Source organism: Novosphingobium sp. SG919 (assembly GCF_012932495.1).
GTDB lineage: Bacteria > Pseudomonadota > Alphaproteobacteria > Sphingomonadales > Sphingomonadaceae > Novosphingobium > Novosphingobium rhizosphaerae.
Window position 1 is genome coordinate 1,667,066 of the sequence record NZ_JABCNG010000001.1, and the last position, 16,137, is coordinate 1,683,202.

At 66.4% G+C, this 16,137-nt stretch carries 12 protein-coding genes; 2 read left to right on the forward strand and 10 right to left on the reverse strand.

Annotated features, from left to right (window positions below):
• Positions 1 to 104: 104 nt before the first annotated feature.
• The 4 genes from FHT19_RS07510 to FHT19_RS07525 form a co-directional block, all read right to left on the reverse strand.
• Entirely contained in the window at positions 105 to 3,281 is a 3,177-nt protein-coding gene (locus tag FHT19_RS07510) for an error-prone DNA polymerase (RefSeq protein WP_169474460.1), read from the reverse strand.
• On the reverse strand, positions 3,278 to 4,876 hold the full coding sequence (locus FHT19_RS07515) for a DNA polymerase Y family protein (RefSeq protein WP_169474461.1): 1,599 nt from the start codon (positions 4,874 to 4,876) through the stop codon (positions 3,278 to 3,280). The genes FHT19_RS07510 and FHT19_RS07515 overlap by 4 nt, the downstream gene beginning before the upstream one ends.
• A complete protein-coding gene (locus FHT19_RS07520) occupies positions 4,761 to 5,516 on the reverse strand; it encodes a hypothetical protein (protein ID WP_169474462.1) in 756 nt (251 codons plus the stop codon). The genes FHT19_RS07515 and FHT19_RS07520 overlap by 116 nt, the downstream gene beginning before the upstream one ends.
• 159 nt (positions 5,517 to 5,675) lie before the next feature.
• On the reverse strand, positions 5,676 to 7,178 hold the full coding sequence (locus tag FHT19_RS07525; RefSeq protein WP_169474463.1) for a CoA-acylating methylmalonate-semialdehyde dehydrogenase: 1,503 nt from the start codon (positions 7,176 to 7,178) through the stop codon (positions 5,676 to 5,678).
• 103 nt (positions 7,179 to 7,281) lie between these two features.
• Between FHT19_RS07525 and FHT19_RS07530 the strand changes: the two genes are divergently transcribed.
• Together FHT19_RS07530 and FHT19_RS07535 are read left to right on the forward strand one after the other, a co-directional pair.
• Positions 7,282 to 8,172, forward strand: a complete 891-nt coding sequence (locus FHT19_RS07530; protein WP_211184755.1) for a LysR family transcriptional regulator — start codon at positions 7,282 to 7,284, stop codon at positions 8,170 to 8,172.
• A 74-nt stretch (positions 8,173 to 8,246) separates the two neighbouring features.
• Complete coding sequence (locus FHT19_RS07535; RefSeq protein WP_169474464.1) at positions 8,247 to 10,289, forward strand: M3 family metallopeptidase; 2,043 nt, start codon at positions 8,247 to 8,249, stop codon at positions 10,287 to 10,289.
• A 75-nt stretch (positions 10,290 to 10,364) separates the two neighbouring features.
• On the opposite strand, the gene FHT19_RS07540 is transcribed toward FHT19_RS07535, so the two are convergent.
• The 6 genes from FHT19_RS07540 to cyoB are packed head-to-tail and all read right to left on the reverse strand — an operon-like array spanning position 10,365 to position 16,083.
• Positions 10,365 to 10,958, reverse strand: a complete 594-nt coding sequence (locus FHT19_RS07540) for a response regulator transcription factor (protein ID WP_169474465.1) — start codon at positions 10,956 to 10,958, stop codon at positions 10,365 to 10,367.
• Positions 10,958 to 12,262 (reverse strand): ATP-binding protein, encoded by a 1,305-nt coding sequence (locus tag FHT19_RS07545; RefSeq protein ID WP_246865910.1) that lies wholly within the window; start codon positions 12,260 to 12,262, stop codon positions 10,958 to 10,960. The genes FHT19_RS07540 and FHT19_RS07545 overlap by 1 nt, the downstream gene beginning before the upstream one ends.
• Positions 12,259 to 12,972: an SURF1 family cytochrome oxidase biogenesis protein gene (locus FHT19_RS07550; protein ID WP_169474466.1), complete on the reverse strand. Its 714-nt coding sequence runs from the start codon at positions 12,970 to 12,972 to the stop codon at positions 12,259 to 12,261. Before FHT19_RS07550 ends, FHT19_RS07545 begins: the two co-directional genes overlap by 4 nt.
• Positions 12,973 to 12,974: 2 nt before the next feature.
• Positions 12,975 to 13,382, reverse strand: coding sequence for a cytochrome o ubiquinol oxidase subunit IV (cyoD, locus tag FHT19_RS07555; RefSeq protein WP_168554949.1), 408 nt, complete (start codon positions 13,380 to 13,382; stop codon positions 12,975 to 12,977).
• Positions 13,379 to 14,041, reverse strand: a complete 663-nt coding sequence (gene cyoC, locus FHT19_RS07560; protein WP_169474467.1) for a cytochrome o ubiquinol oxidase subunit III — start codon at positions 14,039 to 14,041, stop codon at positions 13,379 to 13,381. Before cyoC ends, cyoD begins: the two co-directional genes overlap by 4 nt.
• On the reverse strand, positions 14,038 to 16,083 hold the full coding sequence (gene cyoB / locus FHT19_RS07565) for a cytochrome o ubiquinol oxidase subunit I (RefSeq protein ID WP_168554951.1): 2,046 nt from the start codon (positions 16,081 to 16,083) through the stop codon (positions 14,038 to 14,040). The genes cyoC and cyoB overlap by 4 nt, the downstream gene beginning before the upstream one ends.
• Between the last annotated feature and the right edge of the window lie 54 nt (positions 16,084 to 16,137).

Here is a 16,137-nt window from a genome sequence, read left to right on the forward strand (position 1 = left end):
AAAGCAAAAGCCCGGTTATCCAGCAGGATAGCCGGGTTTTTTGTTTGATGTTTCAAGAAGCGGGACCCTGGACGTGATCCGGGGGCCCACGCAACGCTTACCCCTCAATGAAAATCCCGCGAGCGCGGCAACACCCGCACTTGGCGCGGATGGCGGGCCATGGCCGGATCGGGCGTGGGCGCCGCGCCATCCTCGTGCAGCTGCGCCAGGGCCTCGCTGGCATCGTGTACCAGCGCGGCCATCAAGTGCACCACGCCTTCCTTGCTGCGCTGCACTTCGCCTTCGATCACCATGAGCCGCGCAGCCATGACCTGGCGCCGCTGTTTCTCGAAATCGCGCGCCCACAGCAGCGCATTGACCACGGCGGTCTCGTCTTCCAGCGTGATGAAAATCGCATTGCCCTTGCCCGGCCGCTGGCGCACCAGCACCACGCCGGCCACGCGCACTTTCTGCCCATCCTTGCCGGCATTGACCTGCGCGCACGATAGCACCCCCTGCGCCGCTAAACGCGCGCGCAGGAATTGCATGGGGTGGCCTCTGAGCGAAAGCCGCTGGGTCTGGTAATCGGCCACCACTTCCTCCGCCAGCGGCATGGCAGGCAGGGCGGCATCGGGCTCTGCCGCCAGTTCCGGCGCATCGAGCGCAGCGAACAGCGGCAATTGCCGGGGCGGCACGCGGCGCACGTCCCATCCCGCCTGGCGCCGGGAGCGGCCCAGCGATCCCATGGCATCGGCATCGGCGAGCAGAGCCAGCGCGCGCGAGGGCAGTTCCGCCCGCCGCGCCAGGTCTTCGGGAGAGGTGAAAGGCCCATCGATCCGCGCCCGTACGATGGAAGCGGCCCATTCTTCATGGAACCCGTCGATCAGGCGCAGGCCCAGGCGCAGCACGCGCTCTTCATCCAGCGTGCAATCCCACCAGCTGGCATTCACATCGGCGCCATGCACGTGCACGCCATGTTCACGCGCATCGCGCACCAATTGCGCCGGGGCATAGAAACCCATGGGCTGGCTATTGAGCAGGGCGCAGGCAAACACGCCGGGATAATGGCATTTCAGCCATGACGAGACATAGGCCAGCCAGCCGAACGCCTGCGCATGGCTTTCGGGAAAGCCATATTCGCCAAAACCCTTGATCTGTTCGAAGCAACGCTCGGCAAAGTCTTCCGGATAGCCGTTTTTCACCATGCCACCGATGAACTTCTCCTGATAGTTGGTGACAGTGCCGTGGTTGCGGAACGTGGCCATGGCGCGGCGCAGGCCATCGGCCTCTGGTGGGGAAAAACCGGCGGCCACGATGGCCAGTTTCATTGCCTGCTCCTGGAACAGCGGCACGCCCAGGGTCTTTTCCAGCACGCTTTTCAATTGGCCTTCAGGGCCAGGGAAAACCACCGCCTCTTCGCCATTGCGGCGGCGGAGGTAGGGGTGGACCATGCCGCCCTGGATCGGGCCGGGCCGCACGATCGCCACCTGGATCACCAGGTCATAGAGCTCGCGCGGCTTCATGCGCGGCAGCATGGCCATCTGCGCGCGGCTTTCCACCTGGAACGTGCCTACGCTGTCGCCCTTGCACAGCATGTCGAACGTCGCCTTGTCCTTGCGCGGCACGGTGGCCAGCGAGAAACGGCCCAACTTCAGCCGCTCCATCAGGTCGAAGCTCTTGCGGATGCAGGTGAGCATGCCGAGCGCCAGCACGTCCACTTTCATCAGTTGGAGCGTGTCGATGTCGTCCTTGTCCCATTCGATGAACGTGCGATCGGGCATGGCGGCGTTGTGGATCGGCACCAGTTCGTCCAGCCGGCTTTCGCACAGCACGAACCCGCCGACATGCTGCGACAAGTGGCGCGGAAAGGTCAGCAGCCGGTCGACCATCTCGCGCAGCCGCGCGATCTCGCGGTTCTCAGGATCGAACCCGGCCTGCGACAGGCGCTCCTCGGGCAGCGAGCCGCGCCCCCAACTGCCCCAGACCGTGCCGGAAAGCCGCGCCGTCACGTCTTCGGAAAGGCCCAGCGCCTTGCCCACGTCGCGGATCGCGCTGCGCTGGCGATAGTGGATCACCGTCGCCACGATCCCGGCGCGCGCCCGGCCATAGCGGCGATAGATGTATTGCATCACTTCCTCGCGCCGCTGATGCTCGAAATCCACGTCGATATCGGGCGGTTCATGGCGCTCTTCCGACAGGAAGCGGGAGAACAGCAGGCGTTCCTGCACCGGATCGATCGGGGTGATGCCCAGCAGGTAGCAGACCAGCGAATTGGCGGCCGAGCCGCGCCCCTGGCACAGGATCGGCGGGGAAAGGCTGCGGGCATAGTGCACCACATCGTGCACGGTGAGGAAGTAATAGGCGTAATTTTTCAGTTTGATGAGGCGGAACTCCTCATCCAGAATCTTACGATAGCCCTCGGGCAGGCCAGCGGGAAACTGGCGGCCCGCGCTTTCCAGCACCAGGTGCTCCAGCCAGCCCTGCGGGGTCCAGCCGGGCGGGACGGGCTCGTGCGGATACTCGTACTCGATCTGGTCGAGTGTGAAAGTGATGCAATCCAGCCAATCTTGCCCCGCCATCAGCGCCTGCGGGCACAGGGCAAACAGGCGCGCCATTTCGGCCGGCGGCTTGATATGCCGCTCGCCATTGGCGGCCAGGCGGCGCCCGGCGGCGCGCACCGTGGTGCCAAGGCGCGTGGCGGTCAGCACGTCGTGCAGGGGGCGGTCTGCGGGCACGGCGTAAAGCGGGTCGTTGCTGGCAATCAGCGGCACCCCGGTTTCCTGCGCCAGGGCCATGCGCCGGGCCAGTTCGCGTCCGTCGCGCCCGGCGCGGGGCATCGTGGCGGCCAGCCACAGATGCGGCGTTGCCGCGCGCAGCCGCTCCAGCAGATCGGCGCTGCCGTCCATGGCAATCAGGGCCAGGCCCTGCGCATGGTCCAGCAGATCGGGCAACGTGAGGTGGCAATCGCCTTTTTCCACGCGGCGATTGCCCAGCGTAAGCAGGCGGGTCAGCCGCCCCCAGGCCGCGCGCGTGGTGGGATAGGCGGCAATATCGGGCGTGCCATCGGCAAAGCACAGCCGGGCGCCCACTTTCAGGGCAAAGCCGTTCGCCCGCCCGCCCACCTTCCGCCAGGCGGCATGGGCGCGCACCACGCCGGCCACGCTGTTCCTGTCGGCAATGCCGATGCCTTTCAGGCCCAGGGCATGGGCGCGCGCGACCATTTCGGCCGGATGCGCCGCGCCGCGCAGGAAGCTGAAATTGGTGGCCGCCACCGGTTCGGCAAAGAACGGCGTGTCGCTCATGGAAACAGCCCATGGACATACCAGGACGGCGCGTTTTCCATGCCGTCATAAAGCCCGCGCCGAAACACCCACAGACGGCGGCCGCGCGCATCCTCGATCCGGTAGTAATCGCGCGTGGTGCGGGTGGCGCCTTCGCCCATGTGGCCGCCGCGCTGGCGCCACCATTCGGGTGCAATGCGTTCCGGCCCTTCGGCGTGGATCACTTCATGCACTGCGCCGCGCCAGCGCAGGCGCAGCGGCGGGCCATCGGGCACCCCGGCAATCACTTCGATCCCCTGCGGCGGATCGAACAGCAGCAGGGGGCGTGGCATGGCCGGAAGATGAAATGAAACGGAGCTGTTCAATTCTGCGGCAGGCAGGCTGACTTGTGCAGCTTCGGGCATGTGCCGGTCGGCCGGGGCCAGACGCAAGACGGCATCCTGGCCCAGGCGCACGCCCAGCCGGTCGATCAGCGCCTGCAGGCTGTCTTGCGTTTCCTCGCTCTGGTCCAGCCCGGTCTGCCGCGCGTCCAGCGGATCGGCCCGCTTGACCGACAGCGTGATGGCATCGAAGCCAAAGCCGGGATCGATCGGGTCGGCCAGGCTGTCGATCCGCTCGCGCAATAGGCGCACCACCAGCGGTGGATCGCGCGTGGGCTGGCCGGTTTCCACCAGCAGGCGCCGCCGCGCGCCATCGCTGCGATGCAGAGTCAGGGCAAAATGGCGCCCGCCCAGGCGGCGCTGCTCCATCTGCGCGGCCACCTGGCGCAACAGATCCTCGGCCACTTCCAGCACGTCGTCAGTGCGGGCGATGGGTTCGGCAAAGCGCGCTTCGGCCCGGATCGGGGCCTGCACCGGCTGCGGCGCCAACGGCGCAGCCACATCGCCCATCACCTGGCGCAGGCGCAGCACCAGCCCTTCGCCAAAGCGGGCAGCGAGTGTTGGCGCCGGGCGCGTGACCAGGTCACCCAGCCGCTTGAGCCCGGCGCGGCGCAAGGCGGTGGTGGCGGCCTCGCCCAGGTCCAGCGCGGAGACGGGCAGGGCGGCCACGTCTTCGGCGCGGCGCTGGGCCGGGGTGCCATGGCGGGCGAGGGCACGCGCTGCCGCCGGATTGCCGGCCAGCGCATGGATTGTGGAAAGGCCTGTAATTTCAGTTGCCTTTGCCACCATCTTCGCTTCCGATCCGAAGAAATGCGCGCAGCCGCTGATATCGAGCAGCAGGCCATCGGGCGGATCGGGCGTGACGCTGGGGGTCAGCGCGTGCATTGCCTTGGCCAGGTGCGTCAGCAGCGCAGCATCAGCGGCCGGATCATGGGGCAGGGTGGCCAGATCGGGACAGCGGGCGCGGGCATCGGCCAGGGTCATACCCGGCGCCAGGCCATGGCGGGCGGCATCGCGCTCCACCGCCATCAGCCGCAACGCCTGCCCGTTGCGCGCCACCAAGGCCAGCGGTGCGCCTTCGGGCAGCGGGTCTGTTGCTGTGGCTCTAACCCGTTCGCCCCTAACCCGTTCGCAGGGCAGCCATGGGAAGTACAGCGCCAGATGGCGCCGTCCTTGCGTTTTCGTTCCGGTTGGGGGTGCCGCCAAGGGACCCGGTGGTGTCCCGGAAACCGCCATGTTGTTCATCCCATTGCAAATGCCACGTCTGCCCCGCTGGCCCACCCCGCCAGCGCAGCGCCTCAACCGCGATCATCGGCAGGCCGGGCGGGCGCACTTGCGCGCCGGGTGGCGCCTCCAGCGGCAGGGATGGCGCGCTTGCCACTTGCCAGCGGGTGTGCGCCGCACTGGGCTGCGGCCTAGCCGCATGGCGCAGCAAGACCAACGGCGTCTGCGTGCGTTCGGCGGCCAGCACGAAGCGGCGGCTGGCGGTCAGGTCATAGCCCTTGAGCGGCCCTTCGCTTTCCAGCAGGACCAGCGCCAGGCCGGGGCAACGCGCCCCTTCCAGCCCGGCGCGCAGCAGGGCCGCGGCATCGCGCGCTTCCACCAGCAGCAGCCGCGCGGGATCGATACCCAACCGCGCCAGCCCTTCGCCATAAAGCCCCAGCCCTTGGCGCAAGGCCCCGCGCACCACCAGCACCGCGCCTTGGCGATTCGCCGTGCCCAATCCCAGGGCAAAGGCCAGCCCCGCCGCGCGATCATCGCCTTCCCCATGCACTTCATGCACTTGCCCCGCCGCCAGCACCGGCATCGGCCGGCGCAAGGCCGGCCTCAGACGCCAGGTGGGCGAAGAGAGGATTGGGGCGGAAGGCGTTTCCATGTTCCTATTATGTTCCATTTTGCCTGCCCTGTCGAGGCTGGCCGTTGGAACAGGTGGGGACAGCAGGATGCCTTGCCGCCCATGGCGCCGGCCAGGATCACGCAAAAAAGGCCGCACGACCATCTGGTTGTGCGGCCTTTTGTCACATGGGAGAACGGCTCACTTCATCGTGGGGATCACGAAGCTCTGGTCCACCACGCCGCCCGATGTGCTGGGCCAGCGCTGGGTGACGGTCTTGGTGCGGGTGTAGAAGCGCACGCCGTCCATGCCGTATTGGTTGAGATCGCCAAAGCCCGACCGCTTCCACCCGCCAAAGCTGTGATAGGCCACCGGCACCGGGATCGGCACGTTGATGCCGACCATGCCCACTTCCACCTTGGCGGCGAAATTGCGGGCGGCCGCGCCGCTGCGGGTGAACATCGCGACGCCATTGCCATAGGCGTGGTTGGTGGCGAGCGCGATGGCCTGGTCCACATCCTGCGCGCGCACGATCTGGAGCACCGGGCCGAAGATCTCTTCCTGGTAGCTGCGCATTTCGGGCGTCACCCGGTCAAACAGCGTAGGCGCCAGGAAATAGCCGTTTTCATAGCCTTGCAGCGAGAAGCCACGGCCATCCACCACCAGTTCGGCGCCTTCATCCAGGCCCATCTGGATGTAGCTTTCGATCCGCGCCTTGTGCTGGGCGGTCACGACCGGGCCATAGTGCGCGGCTTCGTCGGTGGAAATGCCCACCTTGAGGCTGGCGATCCCGTCGATAAGGCGGGCGCGCAGTTCCTCGGCGGTTTTGTCGCCCACCGGCACCACCACGGGCAGCGCCATGCAGCGTTCCCCGGCCGAGCCATAGGCCGCGCCGAGAATGTCGCTGACGACTTGGTCGAAATCGGCATCGGGCAGCACGATGCCGTGGTTCTTGGCGCCGCCCATGCACTGCATGCGCTTGCCCGCCTGGGCGCCGCGCTGGTAGACATAGTTGGCGATGTCGGACGAGCCGACGAAGCTGACCGCCTTGATGCGCGGGTGGTCGAGAATGGCATCGACGGCCACCTTGTCCCCATGCACCACGTTGAACAGGCCCACCGGGCCGCCGGCTTCGAGGAACAATTCAGCCAGCATATTGGGCACCGAGGGATCGCGTTCCGACGGCTTGAGGATGAAGGCATTGCCGGTGGCGAGCGCCGGGCCGCTCATCCACAGCGGGATCATTGCGGGGAAATTGAACGGGGTGATCCCCGCCACCACGCCCAGCGGCTGGCGCATCGAGAACACGTCGATCCCCGGCCCGGCGCCTTCGGTATATTCGCCCTTGAGCAGGTGGGGGATCGCGCAGACGAACTCGATCACTTCCAGCCCGCGTTGGATATCGCCCTTGGCATCGGCAATCACCTTGCCGTGTTCGGCCGACAGCGCGTGGGCCAGCTTGTCCATGTCGCGTTCGATCAGGCGCTTGAATTCGAACATCACGCGGGCGCGGCGCTGCGGGTTGAGGGCGGCCCATTCGGGCTGCACGGCCGCGGCGAGCGCCACGGCCTGATCGACATCGGCCTCGCTCGCCAGGCCGACCTGCGCCTGGACTTCGCCGGTGTTGGGATCGAAAACGTCGCTCTTGCGGCCAGAAGTGGCGGCAACGGCGGCGCCGTTGAGGAAATGGTCGATCTGGCGCATGGCAACTCTCCCGGCAAAGTTTGATGCCTGCTTGTAGCCCGTGCGCAAATATCCTGATACTGGCATTTTCGCCAAACAGGCCGTGCAAATTTGCAGGAACACCATGCGCATTCGCCAGTGGGACGACTTGAGGATATTTCTGGAAGTGGCGCGCCATGGCCGCCTGACCGCCGCGGCCCGTGCGCTGGGGCTGGACCATTCCACTGTCTCGCGCCGGCTTGATGGGCTGGAAAGCGGGCTGGGCGCGCGATTGGTGGACCGTTCGCCCAGTGGCGCGCGGCTGACCGAGGCGGGCCGTGCCCTGCTGTTGCATGCCGAGCGGATCGAGGCGGAAACCCATGCGGCCGACAGCGCACTGGGCGGGGTGGACACCGAATTGACCGGCACGGTGCGGGTGGCGACGCCGGCGGCTTTTGGCACATACCTGGTGGCGCCGCGCATGCCGCTGTTCATGGCCCGCCACCCGCGCATCGTGCTGGAACTGGCGCCGGAAACCCGCGCCGTCAGCCTCTCGCAACGCGAGGCAGACCTGGCCGTGACGCTCAAGCGGCCGCCGCGCGGGCGGCTCTATGCCCGGCAACTGGCGCCCTTCACCGTGGGCTTCTATGCCGCGCCTGCGTATCTGGAGCAGCACGGCACCCCCGAAAGCGTGGACGATCTTTCGCGCCACCGGCTGATTTCCTATATCGACGACCTGATCGACTGGCCCGAGCTGCGCTATCTGGATGAAGTGGCGCCGGGCATGCAGGCGCAGTTCCGCTGCACATCGGCCACGGTGCAATTGGCGGCGGTCCAGGCGGGCGGGGGCATCGGCCTGTTGCACACCTTTGCCGCCGATGGCGATCCCACTCTGGTGCGGGTTCTGCCTGAAGTGGCGGTGCCACGCGCCTATTGGCTGGTGATCCACGCCGAATTGCGCCGCTTGCCGCGCGTGCGCGCCGTGGCGGAATTCCTGGAGGAAGCGGCGCAGGGCGCGGGTCTTCACACAAAATAAGCCGCTGCCGGGGCAGACAATCACGCCACGCCTTCCTATCTGGATGGGCAACGACATCTTGCCGGAGCGCCCCTTTGACCGATACCGCCACGCTCGACGCCAAGTTTCCCCTGCTTGCCGCGCATGACCAGCCACCCTTTTCCGCAATCCATGCCGACGACATCGTGCCGGCGATCACGGCCGCGATTGCCACGCACCGGGACGCCATGGCGCAATGCGTGGCCCGCGCCGGAGACCCGGCGATGCTGGCCTTCAAGGAAGAGGCCGACCGCCGCATCGGCGAGGCCTGGGGTGTGATCGGCCATCTGCTGGCCGTGACCAACACCCCCGAACTGCGCGCCGCCCATGCCCAGGCGCAGCCGCTGATCGCCGCGCACTTTGCCGCCGTGGGCCAGGACCGCGCGCTTTACGAAGCGATCCGTGCCATCGACCCGGCGGCGCTGGATTCGCTGGCGGCCCGTGCGCGGGAACTGGCGCTGCGCGATTTCGAGCTTTCGGGCGTGGCGCTCGATGGGCAGGACGCCAACGATTTTGCCGAGAACCAGGTGGAGCAGGGGCGCCTTTCCACCGAATATGCCAATGCCGTGATGGATGCGACCGAAGCCTGGAGCCTGCACGTGACCGACCCGGCACGGCTGGCCGGCGTACCCGAGGCGGATCTGGCCGGCATGGCCGCAGCAGCGCAGGCCAAGGGGCATGGAGAAGGCTGGCTGATCACGCTGCACGCCCCGGTGGTGGTGGCCGTGCTGACTTATGCCCAGGACCGCGCGCTGCGCCAGGAAGTGAGCCGCGCCTATGCCACGCGGGCATCGGACCAGGGGCCGAATGCCGGCCAGTTCGACAACGGGCCGCGCATGGCCGCACTGCTGGCCCTGCGCGCCAGGGCGGCGCAGCTGCTGGGGCAGGGCGATGCCGCCAGCCTGTCGCTGGCCACCAAGATGGCCGAAAGCCCGGCGGCGGTGGAAGCATTCCTGACCGACCTGGCCGCCCGCACCCGGCCGCTGGCACAGGCCGAACTGGCCGATCTGGCCACGTTTGCCCGCGATGAACTGGGCATCGAGACGCTGGAGCCGTGGGACATGGGCTTTGCCACGGAGCGCGCGCGGCTGGCGCGTCATGCGCTCGATCAGTCCGAAATCCGCCGCTACCTGCCGCTGGACAAAGTGCTGCCCGCGCTGTTCGGCCATGTCGAGCGGCTGTTTGGCGTGACCTTCCGCGAAGTGGCGGGCGAGGGGTTGTGGCACGAGGACGTGCGCCGGTTCGACCTGTTCCGCGCTGGCCAGGATGCGCCGTTCGCCCGGCTTTACGCCGATTTCTTTGCGCGCGAAGGCAAGCGCGGTGGGGCGTGGATGAACGTGTGCCGCTCTCCCAGCCGCGCGGCGGAACAGGCGCAGATGCCGGTGGCCTATCTGATCACCAATTTCGCCAAGGCGGCGCCGGGCAAGCCCGCGCTGCTCCAGCATGCCGACATGGTGACGCTGTTCCATGAAATGGGCCACTGCCTGCATCACCTGCTGGGCGAGGGCGACTTGCCCTCCATCGGCGGGATCAGCGGGGTGGAATGGGATGCGGTGGAACTGCCGAGCCAGTTCCTGGAAAACTTTGCCTATGATGCGCACGTGCTCAAGGCGGCTTCGGCCCACGAGGAAACCGGACAGCCGCTGCCCGATGACCTGATCGTGCGCCTCAACGCCGCGCGGGGCTTCATGGGGGCGCTCGCCGTTTTGCGCCAGATCGAGTTCGCGCTGTTCGACATGCGCCTGCATCGCGCCGCGGCCGATGCGCCCGATGTGCAGGGCCTGCTCGATGCGGTGCGGGCCGAAGTGGCGGTGATGCGCTATCCGGCGTGGAACCGCTTTGCCCACGCGTTCAGCCACATCTTTGCCGGTGGCTATGCCGCGGGCTATTATTCCTACCTCTGGGCAGAGCTGCTTTCGTCCGACGCCTATGAGCAGTTTGCCCAGGCACCGCAGCGCCAAGGCGAGCTTGGCGCGGCATTCCGCCGCGAAGTGCTGTCCCAAGGCGGCGGACGCGCAGCCATGGACAACTACGTGGCGTTTCGCGGGGGCGCGCCCGATCCGGGTGCGCTGCTGCGCGTGCGCGGGCTGGCGGCCTGAGTGAAGGCGTGGTTTAGCAAATACATATGAAGTGCTCGCCACCCCGGACTTGATCCGGGGTGGCGAAGAATGAAGTCAGCGCAAAGGTCGCTTTTCCAGCTTTCGCGCCAGGGTGCGGCGGTGCATGCCCAGGCGTCGCGCGGCTTCGGAAATGTTGAAATCGCATTCGACCAGGGTGGAGTGGATATATTCCCATTCCACCGTCTTGATCGAGGATTTGCGCGTGTCGAGTGGCACCGTAGGGTCGCCGCCGACGCGGCCGAAGGCTTCCTCGATATCGTCGGTGTTGGCGGGCTTGGCCAGGTAGTGCGCCGCGCCCAGCTTGATGGCTTCCACCGCCGTGGCGATGGAGGCAAAGCCGGTGAGCACCACGATCCGGGTTTCGGGATCACGTTCGGCCAGCATGTGGACGCAAGTGAGGCCTGAACCGGTGCCGAGCTTCAAGTCCACCACGGCGAACTGGAAATCGTGGTGCTCCAGCAGCGCTTCGAGTTCGTCGGGCGTGGCGGCATGCTCCACGGCATAGCCGCGCCGTTCGAACGAGCGGCGCAGGGTGCGGGCAAAGGCGGGATCGTCTTCCACGATCACCAGCGGCAGGGCTTCGTCCTGCGCGGCCAGGATCAGTTCGCCCGGGGTCAGTTCAGGTGGCGTCGGTTCGGGATCGGTCATCAGGGTTCCCCCGTACGATAAGCCAGCGAGGCCATCGGGATTTCCAGGCGCACCATGGCGCCGCGCGCGGTGCGGTTCTTCACGTCGACCCGGCCGCCCAGCTTGCGCACGACGTTGACGACCAGGAACAGGCCAAGGCCACCGCCGTCACGGCCCTTGGTGGAATTGTAGGGGCGGCCGATCGATTCCAGCATTTCCGGGGCGAAGCCGGGGCCAAGATCGAGCACGGTCAACACGATATCGCCGCCGGACATTTCCGCGCGGATTTCCACGAAATCGGGCGAGACTTCCAGGGCGTTGTCGATCACGTTGCCGATGATCTGGCGCAGCGCCGGATCGGCCACGATCGGGCGATCGGTCTGCACCATGTTGCGCAGGCGGATCGCGCCGTGGCCGCGCGCGTTCCATTCGGCCGCAATGGTTTCAAGGAATTCGCTCAGCGTGGTGATCTGCGGGTTTTCGCCCCGCGCTTCCCCGGCGCTGAGCAGGATGCCCGAAAGGATCGATTTGCAGCGCTTGAGTTCGGAGGCCATGTCCTGCAACTCGTCGCGCAAGTCGGGATCGGCGATGATCGCCGGGTGGCGCTGCCAATCGCCCAGGATGACCGACATCGTCGCCATCGGCGTGCCCAGTTCATGCGCCGCGCCCGAGGCGAGCAGGCCGAGGCGGACGATGTGCTGTTCCTCCGTCGCCTGCTGGCGCAGCGCGGACAGCGCGGTTTCGCTCTGCCGGCGGTTGCGGTCCATGCGGATCACGAAGAACACCAGCAGCGCCGCGACCAGCACGAAGCAGACGAGGTTGCCCAACTGGAACAGCTCGATTGTGCCGTCGAAGGTGCCGGCGGGCAGGTCGAGCGGGCGGTGGACGAAGGCGAGGCGAGCGACGATCAGCCCGGCCATGACGGCCACGATCGCGCTCCAGTTGGGCGGCAAAAGGATCGCCGCGATCACGATCTGCATCAGGAACAGGAAGGTGAACGGGTTGGACGTGCCGCCGCTGAAATAGAGTTGCCAGGCCAGCGCCAGCATATCGAGCGTGAGCGCGCCGAGCAGTTCGACATGGCTATAGCCTTCGCGCCCGCGATCGAGCAGCAGGGTAAGGCCATTGATCACCACCATCAGGATCGGCACGGCCACCAGCGGCGCCACGTCGAGCCTGACGCCCAGGACCTGAACGCTGACCCAGATGGCCACCAGCTGGCCCGCCGCCGCGATCCAGCGCAATTGCACCAGCAGCGCCATGTTGCGCGCGCTGGCAGCGGGGTAGATCGGGCGGGTGGGTGACTGGGTCTGGGTCGCGTTCATCGCGCCTTGCGCCATACCATGATTGCCGCGCCAAGCGAGAGGGCGCAAAGGGCAAACCAGGTGAGCGCATAGGACAGGTGGTTGTTGGGAAACGCGATCACGGTCAGGCCCGGCACCGGCACCGGGGCGGCGGTGGGCCGTGGCGTTTCGCTTTGCGCATCGAGGAAATAGCGGGTTTCGCTGGCAACACCGCGCCGCGCGGCCATGACCGGCAGATCGCGGGCATACCAGCGTTCGGCTTCGGGCCGGTTGGCGCGCAGGAACGTGCCATGCGGTTCGTTGGGGCGGACGAGGCCGACGATGGCCACCGGCCCGGCCTGCACGGCAGCGCGGGCCGTATCCAGGCGGGTGCCCAGCGGCACGAAGCCACGGTTGATCCACACCGGGGCGGCGCCAGGCGCGGTCAGCGGGACCATCACCCAATAGCCATTGCCCAGGCTGCTGGTGGCCGTGACGAGCACGGTGGCGGCGGGCAGGAAGTGGCCCGACAGGGTGACGCGGTGATAGGCGAGTGGCGCGATATCGCCCGCCGGAATGGCCGTGGGCGCGATGGGCGCGGCGTGCAGCGCGCGGTCCACATCGGCGATCAGCGCTTCTTTCCAGGCGAGGCGCTTGACCTGCCACACGCCGAGCGCGGCAAAGGCCAGGGCCAGCACCAGCAGAATCGAAACGGGCAGCAAGCGCCGCCTGCTGCCCGTTTGCGGTGTCATGATCAGTCCATCTGCTCGGCGTGCATCGGCATCATGTTGGCGTTCATGTGGTACATCACCCACATCGAGCCGGAGATGACGATCAGCACGACCACGCCGGTAAAGATCAGGGCCAGCATGTTCCAGCCCCCTTCGGCCTTGCCGTTCATGTGCAGGAAGTAGACCATGTGCACGATGATCTGCACCACGGCGAAAGCCGCGATGACCAGGGCCGTGGTGGTCTTGTCGGCAATCGCGCCGCTCATCACCAGCCAGAACGGAATGGCGGTGAGCACCACCGAAAGCACGAAGCCGATGACGTAGTCGCGCAGCGAGCCGTGCGCTTCCTCGCCATGGTGGCCGATGGCATGGGGATTGGCGTCCCCATGCGCGTGGGCATGGGCCAGGTCGTTGTAGTTCTTCGCGCTCATCGCAGCATCCCCATCAGGTAGACGAAGGTGAAGACGCCGATCCACACGACGTCGAGGAAGTGCCAGAACAGCGACAGGCACATCAGGCGGCGCTTGTTGGCCTGGATCAGGCCCTTGCGCGAAACCTGCACCACCAGGGTGAACAGCCAGACCAGGCCGAACGTCACGTGGAGGCCGTGGGTGCCAACCAGCGTGAAGAAGGCCGAAAGGAACGCGCTGCGCTGGGGCGTGGCGCCTTCGTGGATCAGGTTGGCGAATTCATAAAGTTCGATCGACAGGAACGCCGCGCCGAACACGGCGGTGACCAGCAGCCACATCTGCGTCTGGCTGACCGAACCGCGCTGCATCGCCAGCATGGCAAAGCCATAAGTGATCGACGAGAACAGCAGCATCGAGGTGTTGAGCGCCACCAGCGGCAGCTCGAACAACTCGCGCGGGCCGGGCCCGGCGGCATAGTTGCCACCGAGCACGCCGAACGCGGCGAACAGCATCGCGAAGATGAGACAGTCGCTCATCAGGTAGATCCAGAAGCCCAGCATGGTGCTGTGGCCTTCGGGATGGTCGTGCTCGTTCAGGTCCCAGAACTTGCCCAGCTTGGCCAGCGAGGCCGAAGCGATGGAATCGGGCAGGGGCGCCGACGAATGGGTGGCATCGCTCATGCGGCGGCTCCCTGGGTCTGGCCAAGGCGTTCCAGCTGGGCCGTGCGCTGCGCCTCGACGGCGGCAACGTCCTCGGCCGGGATGTGGTAATCGCGCTTGTAGTTGAAGGTGTGGATGATCGCGCTGGCGATCAGACCCACGAACGAAATGCCGGCCAGCCACCAGATGTGCCAGATCAGGCCAAAGCCAAGCACGGTGCTGATGCCCGCCAGGATCACGCCCGCGCCGGTGTTGCTGGGCATGTGGATCGGGCGATAGCCATCGAGCGGGCGGCCGACGCCGGCGCGCTTCATGTCTTCCCAGGCGTCCAGGTCATGGACGATCGGGGTGAACGCGAAGTTGTAGGCCGGCGGGGGCGAGCTGGTGGCCCACTCCAGCGTGCGGCCGTGCCACGGATCGCCGCTTTCGTCCTTGAGCTCTTCCCGCTTCCAGATCGACACGCCGTACTGCAGCACCATCGCGCCGATGCCGGCGGCGATCAGCACTGCGCCCAGCAGGGCCACGACGAAGAAGGGCTGGAGGCTGGGATCGTCGAACACGCGGGTCCGGCGGGTCACGCCCATCAGGCCCATGATGTAGAGCGGGGTGAAGGCGATCCAGAAACCGGGCACCCAGCACCAGAAGCTGACCTTGCCCCAGAACTGGTTGAGCTTGAAACCAAAGGCCTTGGGCCACCAGTAGTTGATCGCGGCGAACACGCCGAACACCACGCCGCCGATGATCACGTTGTGGAAGTGCGCGATCAGGAACAGCGAGTTGTGCAGCACGAAGTCGGCCGGGGGCACGGCGAGGAGAACGCCGGTCATGCCGCCGATGGTGAAGGTGAGCATGAACGCCACGGTCCACATCATCGGCAGGTCGAAGCGGATGCGGCCGCGATACATCGTGAACAGCCAGTTGAACAGCTTGGCACCCGTCGGGATCGAGATGATCATCGTGGTGATGCCGAAGAAGCTGTTGACGCTGGCGCCCGAACCCATGGTGAAGAAGTGGTGCAGCCACACCAGATACGACAGGATGGTGATCACCACGGTGGCGTAGACCATCGAGGTGTAGCCGAACAGGCGCTTGCCCGAGAAGGTGGAGGTGACTTCCGAGAACACGCCGAAGATCGGCAGGATCAGGATGTAGACTTCCGGGTGGCCCCAGATCCAGATCATGTTCACGTACATCATCGGGCTGCCGCCGAAGTCGTTGGTGAAGAAGTTGGTCCCCACATAACGATCGAGCGAGAGCAGCACGAGCACGGCGGTCAGCACCGGGAAGGACGCGACGATCAGCACGTTGGTGCACAGCGCGGTCCAGGTGAACACGGGCATGCGCATCAAGGTCATGCCCGGCGCGCGCATCTTGATGATCGTGGCGATCAGGTTGATGCCCGAAAGCGTGGTGCCCACGCCGGCCACCTGCAGCGACCAGATGTAATAGTCCACGCCGACCCCGGGGCTGTAGGCACGGCCCGACAGCGGCGGGAACGCCAGCCAGCCGGTCTGCCCGAATTCACCCAGGAACAGCGAAGCCATGACCAGCACGGCGCCGCCCGTGGTCATCCAGAAGCTGAAGTTGTTGAGGAACGGGAACGACACGTCGCGCGCGCCGATCTGCAGCGGCACGACATAGTTCATCAGGCCGGTGACGAAAGGCATCGCGGCAAAGAAGATCATGATCACGCCGTGGGCGGTGAACACCTGATCGTAGTGATGCGCGTTGAGATAGCCTTCGCTGCCGTTGAACGCGATGGCCTGCTGGAGGCGCATCATGATCGCATCGGCAAAGCCGCGCATGAACATCACCAGGCCCAGGATCATGTACATGATCCCGATCTTCTTGTGATCGACGCTGGTGAACCATTCCTTCCAGAGATAGCCCCAGAGACGGAAATAGGTGAGCGCACCCACCAGCGCGATCCCGCCAAGGACCACGCCGGCGAATGTTGCCGCCACGATCGGTTCGTGGAGGAAGGGTAGCTGCTCTAGGGAAATGCGTCCCAGGAGCGGGGACCACTGCGGCGGGGCAGTGGCTGGAAGGGGGACAGCGGTCATCGCGGTATCCATCGATCAGAAGAACAGGACTGGATCAAATCTGGTACGACTTGA

What these genes read in the sequence shown, in the direction of transcription:
- FHT19_RS07510 (WP_169474460.1), bottom strand. Translation starts at nt 3,281, where the DNA reads ATGAGCGACACGCCGTTCTTTGCCGAACCGGTGGCGGCCACCAATTTC.
- FHT19_RS07515 (WP_169474461.1), bottom strand. Translation starts at nt 4,876, where the DNA reads ATGGCGGTTTCCGGGACACCACCGGGTCCCTTGGCGGCACCCCCAACC.
- FHT19_RS07520 (WP_169474462.1), bottom strand. Translation starts at nt 5,516, where the DNA reads ATGGAAACGCCTTCCGCCCCAATCCTCTCTTCGCCCACCTGGCGTCTG.
- FHT19_RS07525 (WP_169474463.1), bottom strand. Translation starts at nt 7,178, where the DNA reads ATGCGCCAGATCGACCATTTCCTCAACGGCGCCGCCGTTGCCGCCACT.
- FHT19_RS07530 (WP_211184755.1), top strand. Translation starts at nt 7,282, where the DNA reads ATGCGCATTCGCCAGTGGGACGACTTGAGGATATTTCTGGAAGTGGCG.
- FHT19_RS07540 (WP_169474465.1), bottom strand. Translation starts at nt 10,958, where the DNA reads ATGACCGATCCCGAACCGACGCCACCTGAACTGACCCCGGGCGAACTG.
- FHT19_RS07545 (WP_246865910.1), bottom strand. Translation starts at nt 12,262, where the DNA reads ATGAACGCGACCCAGACCCAGTCACCCACCCGCCCGATCTACCCCGCT.
- FHT19_RS07550 (WP_169474466.1), bottom strand. Translation starts at nt 12,972, where the DNA reads ATGACACCGCAAACGGGCAGCAGGCGGCGCTTGCTGCCCGTTTCGATT.
- cyoD (WP_168554949.1), bottom strand. Translation starts at nt 13,382, where the DNA reads ATGAGCGCGAAGAACTACAACGACCTGGCCCATGCCCACGCGCATGGG.
- cyoC (WP_169474467.1), bottom strand. Translation starts at nt 14,041, where the DNA reads ATGAGCGATGCCACCCATTCGTCGGCGCCCCTGCCCGATTCCATCGCT.
- cyoB (WP_168554951.1), bottom strand. Translation starts at nt 16,083, where the DNA reads ATGACCGCTGTCCCCCTTCCAGCCACTGCCCCGCCGCAGTGGTCCCCG.